The sequence below is a fragment of the Stutzerimonas degradans genome, assembly GCF_024448505.1.
GTDB lineage: Bacteria > Pseudomonadota > Gammaproteobacteria > Pseudomonadales > Pseudomonadaceae > Stutzerimonas > Stutzerimonas degradans.
On sequence record NZ_JAMOHV010000012.1, the window covers coordinates 1 to 19,187 of the forward strand.

At 65.0% G+C, this 19,187-nt stretch carries 14 protein-coding genes; 11 read left to right on the forward strand and 3 right to left on the reverse strand.

Annotated elements, in window-relative coordinates; translation table 11 throughout:
* The first annotated feature begins 203 nt into the window (after nt 1-203).
* The 10 genes from rnr to NAV27_RS14855 all read left to right on the forward strand — a co-directional run bounded on the left by rnr (nt 204) and on the right by NAV27_RS14855 (nt 12,617).
* Nucleotides 204-2,741: a ribonuclease R gene (gene rnr, locus NAV27_RS14810; protein ID WP_102827817.1), complete on the forward strand. Its 2,538-nt coding sequence runs from the start codon at nt 204-206 to the stop codon at nt 2,739-2,741.
* Nucleotides 2,738-3,493 (forward strand): 23S rRNA (guanosine(2251)-2'-O)-methyltransferase RlmB, encoded by a 756-nt coding sequence (rlmB, locus tag NAV27_RS14815; protein ID WP_102827816.1) that lies wholly within the window; start codon nt 2,738-2,740, stop codon nt 3,491-3,493. The genes rnr and rlmB overlap by 4 nt, the downstream gene beginning before the upstream one ends.
* 210 nt (nt 3,494-3,703) lie before the next feature.
* Complete coding sequence (locus tag NAV27_RS14820; protein WP_102827815.1) at nt 3,704-5,308, forward strand: ATP-binding protein; 1,605 nt, start codon at nt 3,704-3,706, stop codon at nt 5,306-5,308.
* A gap of 162 nt (nt 5,309-5,470) precedes the next feature.
* On the forward strand, nt 5,471-5,887 hold the full coding sequence (gene rpsF, locus NAV27_RS14825) for a 30S ribosomal protein S6 (protein WP_008569726.1): 417 nt from the start codon (nt 5,471-5,473) through the stop codon (nt 5,885-5,887).
* A gap of 28 nt (nt 5,888-5,915) precedes the next feature.
* On the forward strand, nt 5,916-6,146 hold the full coding sequence (gene rpsR / locus NAV27_RS14830; RefSeq protein ID WP_003283112.1) for a 30S ribosomal protein S18: 231 nt from the start codon (nt 5,916-5,918) through the stop codon (nt 6,144-6,146).
* A 38-nt stretch (nt 6,147-6,184) separates the two neighbouring features.
* Nucleotides 6,185-7,078, forward strand: a complete 894-nt coding sequence (locus tag NAV27_RS14835) for a YybS family protein (protein WP_102827814.1) — start codon at nt 6,185-6,187, stop codon at nt 7,076-7,078.
* A 21-nt stretch (nt 7,079-7,099) separates the two neighbouring features.
* Nucleotides 7,100-7,546 (forward strand): 50S ribosomal protein L9, encoded by a 447-nt coding sequence (gene rplI, locus NAV27_RS14840; RefSeq protein ID WP_003288134.1) that lies wholly within the window; start codon nt 7,100-7,102, stop codon nt 7,544-7,546.
* A 105-nt stretch (nt 7,547-7,651) separates the two neighbouring features.
* The gene (dnaB, locus tag NAV27_RS14845; RefSeq protein ID WP_008569729.1) at nt 7,652-9,046 is read left to right on the forward strand and encodes a replicative DNA helicase; all 1,395 of its coding nucleotides are present in this window, start codon (nt 7,652-7,654) and stop codon (nt 9,044-9,046) included.
* A gap of 90 nt (nt 9,047-9,136) precedes the next feature.
* A complete protein-coding gene (gene alr, locus NAV27_RS14850; protein WP_102827813.1) occupies nt 9,137-10,216 on the forward strand; it encodes an alanine racemase in 1,080 nt (359 codons plus the stop codon).
* A 115-nt stretch (nt 10,217-10,331) separates the two neighbouring features.
* On the forward strand, nt 10,332-12,617 hold the full coding sequence (locus tag NAV27_RS14855; protein ID WP_102827812.1) for a YgiQ family radical SAM protein: 2,286 nt from the start codon (nt 10,332-10,334) through the stop codon (nt 12,615-12,617).
* A gap of 121 nt (nt 12,618-12,738) precedes the next feature.
* On the opposite strand, the gene NAV27_RS14860 is transcribed toward NAV27_RS14855, so the two are convergent.
* Entirely contained in the window at nt 12,739-14,703 is a 1,965-nt protein-coding gene (locus tag NAV27_RS14860; RefSeq protein ID WP_102828257.1) for a methyl-accepting chemotaxis protein, read from the reverse strand.
* 114 nt (nt 14,704-14,817) lie between these two features.
* A complete protein-coding gene (locus NAV27_RS14865) occupies nt 14,818-16,413 on the reverse strand; it encodes a response regulator (protein WP_102827811.1) in 1,596 nt (531 codons plus the stop codon).
* A gap of 218 nt (nt 16,414-16,631) precedes the next feature.
* Between NAV27_RS14865 and NAV27_RS14870 the strand changes: the two genes are divergently transcribed.
* Nucleotides 16,632-17,690, forward strand: coding sequence for a DUF2333 family protein (locus tag NAV27_RS14870; protein ID WP_102827810.1), 1,059 nt, complete (start codon nt 16,632-16,634; stop codon nt 17,688-17,690).
* Nucleotides 17,691-17,747: 57 nt separating this feature from the next.
* On the opposite strand, the gene NAV27_RS14875 is transcribed toward NAV27_RS14870, so the two are convergent.
* Nucleotides 17,748-19,088 (reverse strand): sigma-54-dependent transcriptional regulator, encoded by a 1,341-nt coding sequence (locus NAV27_RS14875; RefSeq protein ID WP_077682103.1) that lies wholly within the window; start codon nt 19,086-19,088, stop codon nt 17,748-17,750.
* Between the last annotated feature and the right edge of the window lie 99 nt (nt 19,089-19,187).

The window sequence follows — 19,187 nt, forward strand, 5'->3', positions numbered from 1 at the left end:
GGGAAACAGTATTGCTTGAGCGTTTCCGTGATACAACGTCTGTTGGACATTGTGGACGCGAACTATACGGGCGAGGTTCAGGGTTGTAAACCCCTGATCCCGAAAAATAATTCAGCGTAAAGGTGCCGCCCGCGGGCATTTCGCGCTTCAATACACTTATGACGTTCCGTCTCGATAATTGAATAGAAAGGTGACATTTCTTAATGGCCGATTGGCAATCCCTCGATCCCGAGGCCGCCCGTGAAGCGGAAAAGTACGATAACCCCATTCCCAGCCGCGAACTGATCCTCCGGCACCTGTCTGAGCGTGGCTCGCCGGCCGCGCGCGAACAGCTGGTCGAAGAGTTCGGCCTGGTTTCCGATGAGGACGTCGAGGCACTGCGTCGTCGACTGCGCGCGATGGAGCGTGACGGTCAGCTTATCTACACCCGGCGCGGAACCTACGCGCCAGTGGACAAGCTCGATCTGGTCTGTGGCCGAGTCAGCGGTCATCGCGACGGCTTCGGCTTCCTGATTCCCGATGACGGTAGCGACGACCTCTTTCTCGGGCCGGCGCAGATGCGCCTGGTCTTCGATGGCGATCGCTGCCTGGCGCGGGTGTCCGGGCTGGATCGGCGTGGGCGTCGCGAGGGGGCGATTGTCGAGGTCATCAGTCGAGCCCATGAAACCATCGTGGGGCGCTATCAGATCGAGAGCGACGTCGGCTTCGTGGTAGCCGATAACCCCAAGATTCAGCAGGAGGTCCTGGTCACGCCGGGCCGCGCGCTGAATGCCAAGCCCGGTCAGTTCGTCGAGGTGAAGATTACCCACTGGCCCACCCCGCGCTTCCAGCCGCAGGGGGACATCGTCGAGGTGATCGGTAACTATATGGCGCCGGGGATGGAAATCGACGTGGCGCTGCGCAGCTTCGATATCCCCCATGTGTGGCCCGAGGCGGTACTCAAGGAAGCGGCGCGGCTCAAGCCCGAGGTGGACGAGAAGGACAAGCTCAAGCGCGTCGACCTGCGGCATCTGCCCTTCGTCACTATCGACGGCGAGGATGCGCGAGACTTCGACGACGCGGTCTACTGCGAGAAGCCCGGCGGCTGGAAGCTGCTGACCGGTGGGTTCCGCCTGTACGTCGCCATCGCCGACGTCTCGCATTATGTGAAGGTTGGTTCGGCGCTGGATCACGAAGCCGAGGTGCGCGGTAACTCGGTGTATTTCCCCGAGCGGGTGGTGCCGATGTTGCCCGAGCAGCTGTCCAACGGCCTGTGCTCGCTGAATCCTGGTGTGGACCGTCTGGCGATGGTCTGCGAGATCACCCTGAACAAGTCGGGCAAGATGACCGACTACCAGTTCTACGAAGCGGTGATCCACTCCCATGCGCGGCTGACCTACAACAAGGTCAGCGATATGCTCGAGCGGCCCAAATCTCCCGAGGGCAAGCGGCTGAGCGAGGAGTACGCCGAGGTGCTGCCGCATCTCAAGCAGCTTTATGCGCTGTACAAGGTGCTGCTGAAGGCGCGTCACACGCGGGGTGCGATCGACTTCGAGACGCAGGAGACACGCATCGTTTTCGGCGCCGGACGCAAGATCGCCGAAATCAAGCCGACCGAGCGCAACGACGCGCACAAGCTGATCGAGGAATGCATGCTGTGCGCCAACGTGGCCACCGCCGCGTTCCTGCAGAAGCACGACATCCCCGCCCTGTATCGCGTGCACGACGGTCCGCCGCTGGAGCGTCAGGAGAAGCTGCGCGCCTTCCTTGGCGAACTGGGCCTGAGTCTGCACAAGGGCAAGGAGGGTCCGACGCCGAAGGATTACCAGGCTCTGCTGGAGCGCATTCAGGATCGTCCGGATTTTCACGTCATCCAGACGGTCATGCTGCGTTCGTTGAGTCAGGCGGTCTACAGCGCCGACAACCATGGCCACTTCGGCCTGAACTACGAAGCCTACGCCCACTTCACCTCGCCGATCCGGCGCTATCCGGACCTGCTGGTACACCGCGCGATTCGCAGCGTGATCCGTTCGCGGCGCGACACGCCGCACGTGCGGCGCGAGGGTGCGACGAGCATGCCCAAAGCGCGTATCTACCCCTACGACGAGGCAGCGCTGGAGCAGCTCGGCGAGCAGTGTTCGATGACCGAGCGGCGCGCCGACGAGGCCACCCGCGACGTCGTCAACTGGCTCAAGTGCGAGTTCATGCGCGATCGTGTCGGCGAAACGTTCCCCGGCGTGATCACCGCGGTGACCGGGTTCGGCTTGTTCGTCGAGCTGACTGATATCTATGTCGAAGGTCTGGTGCACGTCACGGCGATGCCGGGCGACTACTACCATTTCGATCCGCTGCATCATCGTCTCTCCGGCGAGCGGAGCGGGCGCAGTTTCCGTCTCGGCGACAGCGTCGAGGTGCGGGTGATGCGCGTGGATCTGGACGAACGCAAGATCGACTTCGAACTGATCGGCGGCGGCAGCAAGGTCGCCGGCGTGGGCGAGGGCGGTGCGCGCAAGGGCGGCGCGGCGCGTGGCAAGGCTGGTGATGATCGGCGTCCGGCGCGCAGCCAGGAACCGGCCGATGCCAGCGTACGCAAGAGTCGTGAGCTGAAGCAGGCGCTGCTGTCCGAAGCCAAGGGCAAGAGCGGGCGCGACCGTGGCGCGGAAAAACCCAAGCGTGGCGGCTCGAAGCGCAAGGCTGACGGCAAGCCGGCTCCCGGCGGTTCGAGCCCTGCCGGTGCGAGAAAACGCAAGGCCAAACCATGAGCGACCTGGAAAAAATCTACGGCCTGCACGCGGTCGAGGCGCTGCTGCGTCACCATCCCCGGCGGGTCAAACAGGTTTGGCTGGCCGAAGGGCGTGGCGATCCGCGTGTGCAGACGCTGATCGAGCTGGCCGGCCAGGCGCGCGTGCGCATCGGCCAGTGCGAGCGCCGCGAGATGGACGCCTGGGTCGAAGGAGTGCATCAGGGCGTGGTCGCCGAGGTCAGTCCCAGCCAGGTCTGGGGCGAGGCGATGCTCGATGAGCTGCTGGATCGCGCCGAAGCTGCGCCGCTGCTGTTGGTGCTCGATGGGGTGACCGATCCGCACAACCTGGGTGCATGCCTGCGCACGGCCGACGCCGCCGGGGCACTGGCGGTGATCGTGCCGAAGGACAAGTCGGCGACGCTCAACGCTACGGTGCGCAAGGTGGCCTGCGGTGCAGCCGAGGTGATTCCGCTGGTGGCGGTGACCAATCTCGCGCGCTCGCTGGAAAAACTGCAGCAGCGCGGCATCTGGATCGTCGGTACTGCCGGCGAGGCAGAACAGGAGCTTTATGCGCAGGACCTGACCGGGCCGATCGCGCTAGTGATGGGGGCCGAAGGCAAGGGTATGCGCCGGCTGACCCGTGAGCATTGCGATTATCTGGTGCGGTTGCCGATGGCAGGCAGCGTGAGCAGTCTCAACGTGTCGGTCGCCACCGGCGTCTGTCTGTTCGAGGCGCTGCGCCAGCGCAGCGCGGCCGCGACACGCGGCTGATCGGCGGCGGCTGTCTGCAGAGATGGCTGCCGCACGCTTTTTCCACTCCAGGGAAACGCTTTGCCCGTTTCGCGGTCAATGGCTGACCTGTGCCTGACGGCAGTCAGCGCCTTTTTTCCGATCCGCTTGCATCCTGTGACGGCCGCCCGGCCAGGGAATGTCGTACGAGCAATCCAGACAATGGCGTCAGGCTCGTATCATGGAGGTTGTATGCAACGCCTGTCTTTTGAAAGCCTGTTTCGGGCTTCTCCGAATGCCTACCTGTTGCTCGATCCGCAGCTGTGGGTGGTGGATGTCAACCCGGCCGCCCTGGCGTTGCTCGGGCGGGCGCACCATGAGCTGAGTGGCCGTCAGCTGGACGAAGCGTTCGCCGATGATGCGCGCTTCGATGTTGCCGCAATGCGGGCATCCTGCGCGCGTGCGCTTGATAGCAGGGCCAACGATGCACTGCCGTCGGTGGTCGGGGGGGCGCATGGTGCAAGACTGGTGCATACACCGCTGCAGGACGAGCGTGGCGAGGTCGTGGCGCTGCTGCAGAGTCTCGCGCTGCACAGTGCCTCGGAGCGTGACGAGGACCGGCATCGCTATCGCCGGCATCTAGAAGAGCTCGTAGGGTCCACGACCGAGGAGCTGTCGCGCAGCGAAATGCAGCGCCAGGCAGCGGAAGAGGCTCTGCTACAGGCGCAGAAGCTGGAGGCGATAGGCAAGCTGACCGGCGGCATCGCGCACGACTTCAACAACATGTTGCAGGTCATCGGCGGCAACCTGCAACTGCTGCGCCGCAGTCTGGGCAACGACGAGTCTGCACTGCGGAGGCTGGATTCTGCGGTTGGCGGGGTCGAGAAAGGCGCACGCCTGGCCTCGCAACTGCTGGCCTTTGCCAGCCGCCAGCCACAGCGGCCGCAACCGGTGCAGCTCGCTCAAACCGTAACGCAGATGCGCGAATTGCTAGAGGGCGCTCTTGGTGCTGGAGTACGTGTCGAACTCGATGCCGACGAGGCGCTATGGCCGGTATCGGTCGACATCGGCAATCTGCAGAGCGCGATCATCCATCTGGCTACCAATGCGCGCGACGCCATGAACGGAAGCGGCCGGCTGTTGGTGCGCTTGCGCAACCGCAAGCTGCAGGCCCAGCCCGCGACGGGTGATTTCGTGCAGCTGAGCGTGATTGATGAGGGCGGCGGCATGGAGCCTGAGGTCAGCCAGCGAGCTTTCGAGCCCTTCTTCACAACCAAGCAGGCCGGCAGTGCCTCGGGGCTGGGGTTGAGCATGGTCTACGGCTTCGTCAAGCAGAGCGGTGGCTTCGTCACGCTAGACAGCGAGGCGGGCAGCGGCACGGCGGTGCACCTCTATCTGCCGCGCAGCTTGGAGGCCGATGTCGATGTCGATGTCGATGCTACAGCAAGCGTGCCGGCGGCGACGGAGGTAGATAGCGTGCTGAAAGTGCTTTTCGTCGAGGACGACCCGACGCTGCGCATGCTTACCGGCGAGGTGATCGCTGAGCTCGGCCATCAGGTCGTGCTCAGCGAGTCGGCCGAGGATGCGCTCGAGCAGCTGGCGGCGCAGCCCTTCGATGTTCTGCTCACCGACGTTGGTTTGGCCGGCATGAGCGGCATCGAGCTGGTCCGTCAGGCGCAGCAGCGACACCCGGGGCTGGCCCTGGTGATCGCCTCCGGCTATGCGGTGGATGCGCGTGAGGAGGGTATCGACTCGCTGCGGGTCATGCTCAAGCCCTACGACATCCATCAGGTGCGCGAGCTACTGGACACGATCGCGCACGAACGGGGCCGCGACCATGCGGGAGAGGGTGGTTAAAATTTCACCACTTCGCCTTGCGCCGGTCCAGGCCCTTCTCTAGAATGGCGCCCCTTGCCTGCATGGCAGGCGCTCGCGCGCCTTCGTGCCGGCAAGGTCAACAAGTCATTCACTCCTTGCCTGACCGCATTGTCGGCAGGCTGCAACCCGTAAGGAGCAGTTATGCGTCATTACGAAATCATCTTTCTGGTGCACCCGGACCAGAGCGAGCAGGTCGGCGGCATGGTGGAGCGTTACACCAAGCTGATCGAAGAAGATGGTGGCAAGGTCCACCGCCTGGAAGACTGGGGCCGTCGTCAGCTGGCTTACGCCATCAACAACGTGCACAAGGCTCACTACGTGATGCTGAACGTCGAGTGCAGCGGCAAGGCACTGGCCGAGCTGGAAGACAACTTCCGCTACAACGACGCCGTCATCCGTAACCTGGTTATCCGTCGCGACGAAGCCGTGACCGAACAGTCCGAGATGCTCAAGGCTGAGGAAAACCGTAGCGAGCGCCGCGAGCGTCGTGATCGTCCTGAAAACACCGACGGCTCCGCCGACAGTGACAGCGACAGCGACAACAGCGCTGACGAGTAATCCACGGATCTATTGAGGAGCCTATTTCATGGCACGTTTTTTCCGTCGTCGTAAGTTCTGCCGTTTCACCGCCGAAGGCGTGAAAGAGATCGATTACAAGGATCTCAACACCCTGAAGGCCTACATCTCCGAGACCGGCAAGATCGTTCCTAGCCGCATCACCGGAACCAAAGCCCGCTATCAGCGTCAGCTGGCCACCGCTATCAAGCGCGCCCGCTACCTGGCCCTGCTGCCCTACACCGACAGCCACGGCCGTTGATCGGGCTGGTCGACGAACGTAAGGGATAGATAGAGCGTATGCGTGCGCTGGCCGAATTCATCATGCGTGGCCGTATGCAGGCCATCCTGGTGGTTGGTGTTGCCGCCGCGCTGCCAATGCTGTTCTGGCTCAGTGCCGCCGCGGGCAGCCTGGTGCTGCTTCGCAGAGGGCTCAACGACGCGCTGAGCGTACTGGTCTGGGCGATTGTGCCGGCGCTGGCGTGGTGGTACTTCGGTGATCCGCGCACGCTGCTGGTGCTGCTCGGTTCGCTGGGACTGGCGCTTCTGCTGCGCAACCAGGCGTCCTGGGCGCGGGTGATGCTGTGCAGCGTGGCCCTCGGACTGCTGTATGTCTGGGGTCTCGGTGCGGTATTCGGCGAGCCTATTGCTGCGCTGGCCGGGGAGCTGCAGAAGATCCTGCCCGAGACGTTGTCGGGCGCCTACGAGCAGTTCTCCGACGAGGAGCGTGCGCGTCTGGGCGCGCTGCTGGCTCCGGTGCTGACCGGCCTGCTGGCGGCGCTGCTGCAGATCGTCACGCTGCTCAGCCTGATGCTGGCGCGTTACTGGCAAGCGGCGCTGTACAACCCGGGTGGATTCGGGGGCGAGTTTCGAGCGCTGCGTTTTCCGCCGGTGGTGGCAATCATGCTGCTGGTGGGCATGTTGCTCGGCCCGAGTCTCGGTGCGCAGTTCGCGGTGCTGACGCCGCTGTGCAGCGTGCCGCTGGTGTTCGCCGGGGTTGCGCTGATGCACGGTCTGGTGGCACAGGGGCGTCTGCCGCGGTTCTGGCTGGTGGGGCTGTACGTTACGCTGGTGCTGTTCATGCAGTTGATCTATCCGTTGCTGGCCGTGTTGGCCATCGTCGACAGTCTGTTTGATTTTCGTGGTCGCGCGGCCGGCAAGAACGGCGCGGGACCTGCGAACGGTGAAGGTTAAAAGTTAAGAGGTAAGACTCAAATGGAAGTCATCCTGCTGGAAAAGATCGCCAACCTGGGCAACCTGGGCGACAAGGTAAACGTCAAATCCGGTTACGGCCGTAACTACCTGCTGCCGCAAGGCAAGGCCACTGCCGCGACCGCTGCCAACATCGCAGCGTTCGAAGCACGCCGCGCCGAGCTGGAAAAGGCTGCTGCCGAGAAGAAGGCTTCGGCCGAAGCTCGCGCTGCGCAGCTGGCTGAACTGGAAGTCACCATCACCGCAACCGCGGGCGATGAAGGCAAGCTGTTCGGTTCCATCGGTACCCACGACATCGCCGATGCCCTGACCGCCTCCGGCGTTGAAGTGGCCAAGAGCGAAGTTCGCCTGCCGAACGGCACCATTCGCCAGACCGGCGAATACGACGTGGCCGTGCACCTGCACACCGACGTCGAAGCGACTGTCAAGCTGATCGTCGTCGCCGCCTAAGGTGTCGCCTGGCACCTCCGGTGCCTGACGCGTAACATCGGGCACGTTTCCGCGCGAGCGGGACGTGCCCTTTGTTTTTCTGCTGTTTCGAATCGCGAAAGAATCATGAACGACATCAGTGTGCCCCAGCAGTACGACCTGGAAACCGCCGCGCTCAAGGTGCCGCCGCACTCCATCGAGGCCGAACAGGCCGTGCTGGGCGGTCTGATGCTGGACAACAACGCCTGGGAGCGCGTGCTCGACCAGGTCTCCGATGGCGACTTCTACCGCCACGATCATCGCCTGATCTTCCGGGCGATCTACAAGCTGGCCGAGCGCAACTCGCCGTTCGACGTGGTGACGCTGTCCGAGCAGCTGGACAAGGAAGGGCAGCTGCCGCAGGTCGGTGGTCTGGCCTACCTTGGCGAGCTGGCGAAGAACACGCCGTCGGTGGCGAACATCAAGGCCTATGCGCAGATCATCCGTGAGCGGGCCACGCTGCGGCAGCTGATCGGTATCAGCAACGAGATCGCCGACAGCGCCTACGCACCGCAAGGGCGCACCGGCGAGGAAATTCTCGATGAAGCCGAGCGGCTGATCTTCCAGATCGCCGAGGCGCGGCCGAAAACAGGCGGCCCGGTGGGCATCAACGACATCCTGGTCAAGGCCATCGACCGCATCGATACGCTGTTCAATGCCGGCGAGGCGATCACCGGCCTGTCCACCGGCTTCACCGATCTGGACGAAGCCACCAGCGGTCTGCAGCCAGCCGACCTGATCATCGTTGCCGGTCGTCCGTCGATGGGTAAGACCACCTTTGCGATGAACCTGGTGGAAAACGCCGTGCTGCGTACCGACAAGGCCGTGCTGGTGTTTTCCCTGGAGATGCCCGCCGACTCCATCGTGATTCGTATGCTCGCCTCGCTGGGGCGCATCGACCAGACCAAGGTCCGCGCGGGCAAGCTGGACGATGACGACTGGCCGCGGCTGACCTCGGCGGTGAACCTGCTCAATGACCGCAAGCTGTTCATCGACGATACCGCCGGTATCAGCCCCTCGGAGATGCGCGCGCGTACCCGGCGGCTGGCGCGCGAGCACGGCGAGATCGCCATGATCATGGTCGACTACCTGCAGCTGATGCAGATACCGGGCTCCAGCGGCGACAACCGGGTCAACGAGATTTCCGAGATTTCCCGCTCGCTCAAAGGCCTGGCGAAGGAATTCAACTGCCCAGTCATCGCGCTGTCGCAGCTCAACCGTTCGCTGGAACAGCGGCCCAACAAGCGCCCGGTGAACTCCGACCTGCGCGAATCGGGCGCCATCGAGCAGGACGCCGACATCATCATGTTCGTCTACCGGGACGAGGTGTATCACCCGGAAACTGAATACAAGGGCGTCGCCGAAATCATCATCGGTAAGCAGCGGAACGGTCCGATCGGCACCACCCGCCTGGCCTTCCTCGGCAAGTATTCGCGCTTCGAGAACCTCGCGCCGGGCAGCTATCAGTTCGACGACGAGTAAGCGCAGCGCGCGAGCGGCAGTCCGCGCGCTTCCCGCGTCCGGCGGATCGGCCTAAGATTTGCGCCTCACCTTCGCCGACAGGAAAATCCCATGCGTCCGCTGGTTGCCACGGTCGATCTGACTGCGCTTCGCCACAACTATCTGCTCGCCAGGCAATGCGCGCCGCAGCGCAAGGCTTTCGCTGTGGTCAAGGCCAATGCCTACGGACATGGTGCGCACGAAGTGGTGACGGCGCTGCGCGATGTGGCCGACGGTTTCGCCGTGGCCTGCCTGGAGGAGGCCGAGGTGGTGCGCGCCAGCGCCCCGGATGCCCGCATCCTGCTGCTCGAAGGCTGTTTCGAGCCTTGCGAATACCGACGTGCCGCCGAGCTGAGCCTGGATGTAGCCGTGCAGGATCTACGTCAGACCGACTGGTTGCTGGATGCGGAGCTGGAGAGGCCGCTGAACGTCTGGATGAAGCTCGACTCGGGCATGCACCGGCTCGGTTTCACGGTCGATGGCCTGCGAGATTGCCATGCCCGACTGAAGGGTGCGGCGCAGGTGGGCGAACTGAACCTGATCAGCCATTTCGCCTGCGCCGACGAGCGTGGCCATTCGCTGAACGAGAGTCAGCTCGAGTTCTACGGCCAGCTGCTGGAGCTGGCGTTCGACAACTGCTCGCTGGCCAACTCCGCCGCGGTACTGACGCTGCCGCAGGCGCACATGGCCTGGATCCGTCCCGGCATCATGCTCTACGGTGCCACGCCGTTCGCCACGCTGAGCGCGCAGGAACTCGGCCTCAAACCGGTGATGACGCTGACCGGCGCGCTGATTGCGATTCGCGACGTGCCGGTCGGTGACAGCGTCGGCTATGGTGCCAGCTGGGTGGCGCAGCGCCCGTCGCGCATCGGTACCGTCAGCTGCGGCTATGCCGATGGTTATCCACGCAGCGCGCCGTCCGGTACCTCGGTGGTGATCCGCGGACAGCGCGTCCCGCTGGCCGGGCGCGTATCGATGGACATGCTCGCAGTCGATCTGACCGACCTGCCGCAAGCGCAGCTCGGCGACGCGGTGGAGCTATGGGGCGCACAGGTGCCGATCGATGAACTGGCGACAGCCTGCGGCACCATCGGCTACGAGTTGCTGACCAAGGTCACCGGTCGCGTGCCGCGTCGTTACCTCGGCGGCTGACCGCCGGGACAGAATTCCCTTCGTCCGCCAGGCAAAGGCCGAGCTGCACGCTCGGCCTTCCTGATCATTTTTTGTGCTATATTCCGCGCCCGTTTTCGTAGCCCGGTTTCCCGCCATGCCTGCCGCCAAGCCGCTGTTCGACTATCCCAAGTACTGGGCCGAGTGTTTCGGCCCGGCGCCGTTCCTGCCGATGAGCAGGGAGGAGATGGATCAGCTCGGCTGGGATTCGTGCGACGTGATCATCGTCACCGGCGATGCCTACGTCGACCACCCGTCGTTCGGTATGGCGATCATCGGCCGCCTGCTCGAAGCGCAGGGCTTTCGCGTCGGCATCATCAGCCAGCCCGACTGGCACAGCAAAGATGACTTCATGAAGCTCGGCGAGCCGAACCTGTTCTTCGGCATCGCCGCCGGCAACATGGACTCGATGATCAATCGCTACACCGCCGACCGCAAGGTGCGTTCGGATGATGCCTATACCGCCGGCGCACTGGCCGGCAAGCGTCCGGACCGCGCCAGCCTGGTGTACAGCCAGCGCTGCAAGGAGGCCTACAAGCATGTGCCGGTAGTGCTCGGCGGCATCGAGGCCTCGCTGCGACGCATCGCGCACTACGACTACTGGTCGGACAAGGTGCGCCGCTCGATCCTGATGGACGCCACCGCCGACATCCTGCTCTACGGCAACGCCGAGCGCGCCATCGTCGAAGTGGCGCAGCGGCTGGCGCGTGGCGAGCCGGTCGAGAGCATCACCGACGTGCGCGGCACGGCATTCATCCGTAAGGACACGCCGGAAGGCTGGTTCGAGATCGATTCCACGCGCATCGATCGGCCCGGCAAGATCGATCAGATCATCAATCCCTACGTCAACACGCAGGACCTGTCCGCCTGTTCCATCGAACAGCAGAAGGCGCCGCAGGACGATCCCGAGGAAGCCAGGCCGGTCGAGCTGTTGCCGCATCCCAAGCTCACGCGCGAGCGCACGGTGATCCGTCTGCCGTCGTTCGAGAAGGTGCGCAACGACCCGGCGCTGTACGCCCATGCCAACCGTGTGCTGCACTTGGAGACCAATCCCGGCAACGCCCGCGCGCTGGTGCAGCGCCACGACGAGCGCGAGCTGTGGCTCAACCCGCCGCCGATTCCGCTGACCACCGAGGAGATGGACTACGTATTCGCCGCGCCTTTCCAGCGCGTACCGCACCCGGTGTACGGCGGGGCGAAGATTCCGGCGTACGAGATGATCCGCTTCTCGGTGAACATCATGCGCGGCTGCTTCGGCGGCTGTACCTTCTGCTCGATCACCGAGCACGAGGGGCGCATCATCCAGAGCCGCTCGCACGAATCGATCCTCCACGAGATCGAGGAAATGAAGAAGGTGCGCGGCTTCACCGGCGTGGTGTCCGACCTTGGCGGACCGACGGCCAACATGTACCGCCTGGCCTGCAAGAGCCACGACATCGAAAAGCACTGCCGCAAGCCGTCCTGCGTATTCCCCGGTATCTGCGAGAACCTCAACACCGATCACAGCTCGCTCATCGAGCTGTACCGCAAGGCGCGCGCGCTGCCGGGCGTGAAGAAGATCCTGATCGCCTCCGGTCTGCGCTACGACCTGGCGGTGGAGTCGCCCGAATACGTCAAGGAACTGGTCACCCATCACGTCGGCGGCTACCTGAAGATCGCGCCGGAGCACACCGAGCGCGGCCCGCTGGACAAGATGATGAAGCCGGGTATCGGGACCTACGACAAGTTCAAGCGGATGTTCGACAAGTTCTCCAAGGAGGCGGGCAAGGAGCAGTACCTGATCCCGTACTTCATCGCCGCGCATCCAGGAACCACCGACGAGGATATGATGAACCTCGCCCTGTGGCTGAAGGCCAACGGCTTCCGCGCCGACCAGGTGCAGGCGTTCTATCCGTCGCCGATGGCCTCGGCGACCGCCATGTATCACACCGGCAAGAACCCGCTGCGCAAGGTGACCTACAAGAGCGAGGGCGTTACCATCGTCAAGAGCGAGGAGCAACGCCGTTTGCACAAGGCGTTCCTGCGCTACCACGATCCCAAGGGCTGGCCGCTGCTGCGTGAAGCGCTGATCCGCATGGGCCGCGCCGACCTGATCGGCTCGGGCAAGCATCAGCTGATCCCGGCGCACCAGCCGGCCAGCGAAGGCGGCTACCAGAGCGCGCGACGCAAGAACTCGACGCCAGCGGGCAGCAAGAAGGCCGGGCAGGGCGGCAAGATTCTGACCCAGCACACCGGTCTGCCGCCGCGTAGCCACGACGGCAACGCCTGGGACAAGCGCGAGCAGGCCAAGGCCGCCGCCGAGGCGCGGCGCAAGGCGGCCAATGGCAGCGGCAAGCCGGCCGGCAAGGGGCGCAAGCCGCAACGGCCGGTGGCGCCGCGCTGATCGCGCATCGCTGACGGCATGCGTGCCGCCTTGCGCCGGCACGCATGCCGTCAGCCGATTCCCCGGGCGCGCGGCCGCGCCGGCATGAAGGCCGCTGCGCAGCGGCGCGCCCCCGTCGAACCTAGAACCTGAACGCCTGGGTCGCCTGATCCAGTTCGCCGCCCAGGCGCAGCATCTGCGCGCTCTGTTCGCGGCCGCGGCTGATGTGCGTCAGGTTGGCATCGCCGAGCTGATGGATGCGCTCGCTATGCCCGCGAATCTCGCTGACCGCCTCGCCCTGCTGCGCGGTGGCCTGGGCGATCTGCTCGGCCATGCGGCTGATGGTGGCGATGGTGGCGACGATTTCGCCCAGCGCCTGATCGGCGCTCTGCGCCAGACTGGCGGTGCCTTCGGCGTGGGCGACCTGGCTGCGCATGGCTTCGACCGATTGGGTGGCGGCCTGCTGCAGATCGCCAATCAGTTGCTGGATTTCCGCGGTGGCGCCGCTGGTGCGCTGCGCCAGTGAACGCACCTCGTCGGCGACCACGGCGAAGCCGCGACCGTGCTCGCCGGCGCGGGCCGCTTCGATGGCAGCATTGAGCGCCAGCAGGTTGGTCTGCTCGGCGATGGAGCGAATCACCGTCAGCACGTTGCCGATGGTGGTGGTTTCGGCGGCCAGGCGTTCGATGGCCACCGCATTGCCCTGCACCTCGCTGACCAGATCATGCAGCCCGGTCAGGCTCTGGCCGATCACCTGCTGACCTTGCTGCACGGCATGCGCCGCGGCGCGGCTGGCGTCGGCCGCTTCGCCGGCGCCGTCGGCCACCTGCTGGATGGTGGCCTCCAGCTCGCCGAGCGAATCGCGAATCTGTGCCGTGTCGCCGGTCTGGCGTTGCGCTCCGTCGTGCAGGTCGCTGCTCATTTCGTCCAGATCGCGGCTGCTGGCAGCGACCTGCTCGGCCTGCTGGCGTAGGGTGCCGACCAGCTGCAGCAGGTAGCTGCGCAGACGGTTGAGCGAGGTTTCGATATCGATGATCTCGCGAATCTTCGAGTCGATCCGCGCGTCCCGGCTGAAGTCGCCTTCAGCCCATGCCGACAGGGCCGGCACCAGCTGCCCGAGGGTACGGGTGAGCTGGCGCTGCAGGCGATCGACCGCCAGGGCGATGAGCAGGATCAGCACAATGATCGCGCCCTGGATCAGCCGTACCTCGCTCTGGATGCGCCCATGTTCGGCGCGCACTGCCGGCTCCAGTTCGGCCAGTGCCTGTTGCACGGCGGCGACTTTGCGCATGCTGCTGTCGTGCAGTTCGCTGCGCTGGCGGATCAGTTCGCGGGTGCGCTGCAACTCGGCCGGGTAGCGTTTGATCAGGCTGGCCAGTTCGCGCTTGAGCGCAATGCCGCGGTCTTCGGCCTGCTGCTGGTTCGCCGAATCGTCGAGTTCGAGCAGCGCGGCGAAGCTGCTGGCGGCGGATTTCTGTTCGGCGGCGACACCTAGCAGCGGCAGCGCGTCGAGGCGGCTGACCTCCTGCCGCAAGCCCTGCAGTGCCTGTTCGACCTCGCCGGCCAGTTCGTCGCGGCCGCTGGCGACCAGCTTGCCGCGGGCGTGGCTGAGGCGCAGCAGTTGCTGGCTGGCGGCAAACAGCGGCGGCTGATAGTCCGCTGCGTTCGGATGATTGGCTGCGCTGCGGTACTGATCGAGCTGCGACAGTGCACCGGCCATCTCGCGCTCGGCTTGCAGCAGCAAGCCCTGTGGATCGCCCGCCAGCTTGCCGGCGGCGAGCAAATCGCTGGCGGTGAAACGGCTCAGCTCGTCCAGGCTGGGCTGCAGCCGTTCGGCGAATCCGGCCGGTAGTCCGGCGATGTCCTGCTGCAGGGTTTCGAGCGCTTTCTGCGCCTGGCTGTGGCGCACTGCGTCGCCGCTGACCAGGTAGGCGCCGATGTTCTCCGCGGCCTGGTGCTGGAACTGCTGGGACAATCCCAGGTAGTGCGCCATCAGCTGATAGGGGCGCTCCATCGCCCGCTCCGACCACCAGAGCGTGGCGCCGAGGGCCAGGCAAACCGCGATGAGCAGGAGGGTGTTGAGCGTGGTGAGCGACTTCAGGCGCATCATCGCCTCTTCGAGCAGGCCAGGGAGGCTAGCAAGATATGGCGATTTGATGTCATTCGCGTGACAGCCGCGCCCGGCTCACGTTTTTGTGAGCCGCTAGGCGCGGCCGATCGACTAGAACCGCTCGACCCGGTTGCGGCCGCTGCGTTTGGCGCGGTACAGCGCCTCGTCCGCCTGCTGGGTGAGTGTCTTGACGTCGGTGTCGGCGCTCAGCTCGCTGATGCCGCAGCTGAAGGTGCAGCTCAGGTCTTGCGGCTGCGCGGGAAAGCGCAGCTCGGCGAAGCGCTGGCGAATGTCGTTGAGCACCTTGCACGCCGCTTCCACCGGCGTATCCGGCAACACCACGGCGAATTCCTCGCCGCCATAGCGCCCGATGTGGTCGGTCTTGCGCAGGCGCTGCTTGAGAAACAGCGCCAGGCTGCGGATCACCCGGTCGCCCATCGGGTGGCCGTAGGTGTCGTTGACCCGCTTGAAGTGGTCGATGTCGAGCATGGCGAAGCTCAACGGGCGATTGTCACGGCGGGCCTGAAAGCGCGCGTCTTCCAGCAGTTGCAGGCTATGGGTGTGGTTGTACAGGCCGGTGAGGCTGTCGCGCACGATGCGTGCCTTGAGGCTGCGGGCACGTGCGGCGCGGGTGCGCACGGTGGCGATCAGATGGCTCGGCTTGATCGGTTTGGTGAGGAAGTCGTCGCCGCCTTCGCCCATCGCGTCGAGCTGCTTGTCCAGATCGTCCTCGGCCGACAGGTAGATGATCGGCACACTGACGTAGCGTTCGTGCTGGCGAATCACCTTGGCCAGTTCGGTGCCCATGCAGTCGGGCATGTACATGTCGAGGATGATCAGGTCCGGCTGAAACTCCGCCAGCGCGCCGATGGCCTGGATCGGCTCGATCAGCATGCGCGTGATGATGCCGGCGTTGTTCAGCACCCGTTCGGTGTGCGTGGCCTGGGCGCGGGAGTCGTCGACGATCAGTACGCGGATCGGTTCGCTGTGCGCGGTGCGGGTGAAGATTTCGATCTTCTCCAGCAGGGTCGAGGCGTCCAGCGTACCGGTGAAGAACTCCAGGCCGCCGGCGCGCACGGCCGCCAGGCGTGTCGGGGTATCGGTTTCACTGTGGCTGAAGAACAGGATCGGCAGCTTGTCTTCCAGCCCCTGCTGGACCTGCTCGGCCAGTCGCAGTCCGGCGCCGGGGCCGGTGAAGTCGACGTCCATGACGATCGCCGCGGGATGGCGCTGGTGCATGGCGGCGCGAAACGCCATCTCGCTGTCGAAAGCCTGGGCCGACATGCTGAAGAACTCCAGCTGACGCATCAGGTAGTCCGCTCGCTGGTCATTCTGCAGTGCCAGGTAGACCGGTTTGCTCAGCGGCGGCAGGAAAGGCTGCGTCAGCGGGTCGTTGTGGCGCAGTCCGGTGCGTGCCAGGCGGTAGATCAGTTGACTGAGCGTCGCGATGGTCTCGCTGGACAGCCGGCCGCGGTTGTCGCGGATATCGCCCAGGCAATCCTCGATGCCGATCGCCAGGGCGCTGTGCTCGGGCTGCTCGAAACGCTCGGCGAAGCGGCGCAGGCGTTGCGTGGCATCGTCAAGCGCGCTGTGGTGACGCTCGCTCCATTCGCCGCGCTGCAATTGCTGCCAGACGTCGAGCACTTCGCGAGCCTGATGGATCACGCGCTGGGCAAAGTGTTGCTTGAGTTCTTCCTGGTCCGCCATGAGCCTTTCCGTTGCGCTGGCCATCCGGGGTCAGCGCCTTTTTGTGGTGGCGCCATGCTATCACTGGCATGCAGGCCTGGCGGCTGCCGCAGGCGGTAGTGGTTCGCAAATTGCGGCAGAGGATGCCGGGGAGCTGCGTTATAGTGAGCAACCTTACCGCAACGTGGCCCGCCTCAGGCGGTCAGAACCTCTGAATCCGAGAGAAGGACATTTTGCCCATGCTGGACTGGAAGAACCGCTTTGCCCGTTTCGGCCGCTCGAGCGGCGGCTCGACGGCAACCGTTTCGCGCGCGGGCAACCCGCTGTGGTCGGCGCTTGCCGTGGTGGTCGGGCTGCTTCTGCTGGCGGCGCTGATCGTGGGCTGGTACTGGAGTCGCGAACCCGCACTGTTCCCGGTTCCGCAGCACGCACGCGAGGCGGCAGCGAGCTCGCAACGCCAGCTGGTCAACGGCTACACCACCGTCGAAACCCTCAAGCGTGTGGCCAGCACCTTGCTGGACAAGCCGGGTGGCTACCTGAGCAACGACATCGCACCGCCGGGGCTCTGGCTGGACAACATGCCGAGCTGGGAATACGGCGTGCTGGTTCAGGTGCGCGACCTGAGCCGCGCGCTGCGCAAGGACTTCACCCGCTCGCAGTCGCAGTCGACCGAAGACCCCGATCTGTCGAAGAGCGAGCCGCTGTTCAATTTCGACAATCGCAGCTGGGCATTGCCGGCGTCCGAGTCGGAATACCGCAACGGCATCCGCGCGCTGGATCGTTATCTGGCGCGCCTGAGCGATCCGGCGCCGAAAGCGCTGTTCTATACCCGCGCCGACAATCTGAACAACTGGCTGGGTGACGTCGCGACGCGACTCGGCTCGCTGTCGCAGCGTCTGTCCGCAAGCGTTGGTCGCGTGCGTCTGGATACCAACCTGGCGCCCGAGCAGGAGCGCGCCGGCGTCGTGCCCGAGGTCCGCGAGCAGGTGGTCGAGACGCCCTGGCTGCAGATCGACAACGTGTTCTACGAGGCGCGTGGTCAGGCCTGGGCGCTGTCGCACCTGCTACGGGCGATCGAGGTGGATTTCGCCGACGTACTGGCGAAGAAAAACGCGACTGTCAGCGTCCGGCAGATCATTCGTGAACTGGAGGCGGTGCAGGAACCGCTGTGGAGTCCGATAGTGCTCAATGGCAGCGGCTACGGGATGCTCGCCAACCACTCGCTGGTGATGGCCAACTACATCTCGCGTGCCAACGCGGCGATCATCGATCTGCGCAACCTGCTTTCGCAGGGGTGAGGACTGGCAGGCAGCATCGCGCCGGACGACAGGCGCGATGCGCGACCTGCTGGCGGCTCAATCCAGGCCGAGCTTCTTCAGTCGATAACGCATCGAGCGGAAGGTCAGGCCCAGGCGCTGTGCCGCGGCGGTGCGGTTCCAGCGGGTTTCCTCGAGCGCCTGCATGATCAGCTTGCGCTCGATCTCCTCCAGGTGGTCTTCCAGGCTGTCGATCTGCGCCAGGCTGACTTCTCCGCTTTCTCCCGGCCCCGGGCTGTCGGCCAGGCGCAGGTCCGCGGCCTTGATCTCGTCGCCGTCGCACAGGGTGTAGGCGCGTTCGAGCATGTTCTCCAGTTCGCGCACGTTGCCCGGAAAGCGATAGGCCAGCAATTTCGCCAGGGCGTCGGGATGCAGGTGCGCCGGGCTGTCGCCGCATTCCTGCGCCAGGCGGCGCAGCATCGCATCGGCCAGCAGGGCGATGTCTTCTCGACGCTCGCGCAACGGCGGCACGCGCAGTTCGATGACGTTGAGGCGGTAGTACAGGTCCTGGCGGAAGCGCCCGGCGGCGACTTCGCTGGCGAGATCCTTGTGGGTGGCGCAGAGGATGCGCACATCGACCAGCACTTCCTGAGTGCCACCAACCGCGCGCACGGCCTTTTCCTGGATGGCGCGCAGCAGCTTGACCTGCATCGGCAGCGGCAGGTCGGCTACTTCGTCGAGGAACAGGGTGCCGCCATTGGCTACCTGGAACAGCCCCGGCTTGTCTTCGATGGCGCCGCTGAAGCTGCCTTTCTTGTGGCCGAAGAATTCGCTCTCCATCAGCTCCGACGGAATCGCTCCGCAGTTGACCGGTACGAACGGCCGCTCGCTGCGCGGCCCCTGTTCGTGAATCAGCCGCGCCACCAGCTCCTTGCCGCTGCCGGATTCGCCGCTGATGTAGACCGGCGCCTGGCTGCGGGCGAGCTTGTCGATCTGCTTGCGCAGCACCTTCATCGGCGGCGAACTGCCGAGCAGGCGGCTGTCCACCGGTGCCGCTTCGGTGGGGGCGCTGCGTACGCGCAGTGCGGTGCTGACCAGCTCGCGCAGACGGTTGAGGTCGACCGGCTTGGTGAGGAAGTCGAAGGCGCCGGCCTTGAGCGCGCTGATGGCGGTGTCCAGGCTGCCGTAGGCGGTGATCATCGCCACCGGCAGCTGTGGGTGCTGTTGCTGAATGAGCTGCACCAGCTCCAGTCCGCTGCCATCGGGCAGGCGCATGTCGGTCAGGCACAGGTCATAGTGTTCGCGCGCCAGCCACTCGCGGGCCTCCTTGAGATTGCGGGCGCTGCGGGTGTCGAGCTTCATGCGCCCCAGGGTGATTTCCAGGAGTTCGCGAATGTCGGGCTCGTCATCGATGATCAGTGCTTTCTGGCGGGCGCTCATGGGTCCTGCTTCGTTGGTTCGGTTCGCCGATGGCGGCGGTGGGTCATGTTAACGCCCCGGCTCGGCCTGGCGGATACCGGGTTGGTCGTTGTGTGATCG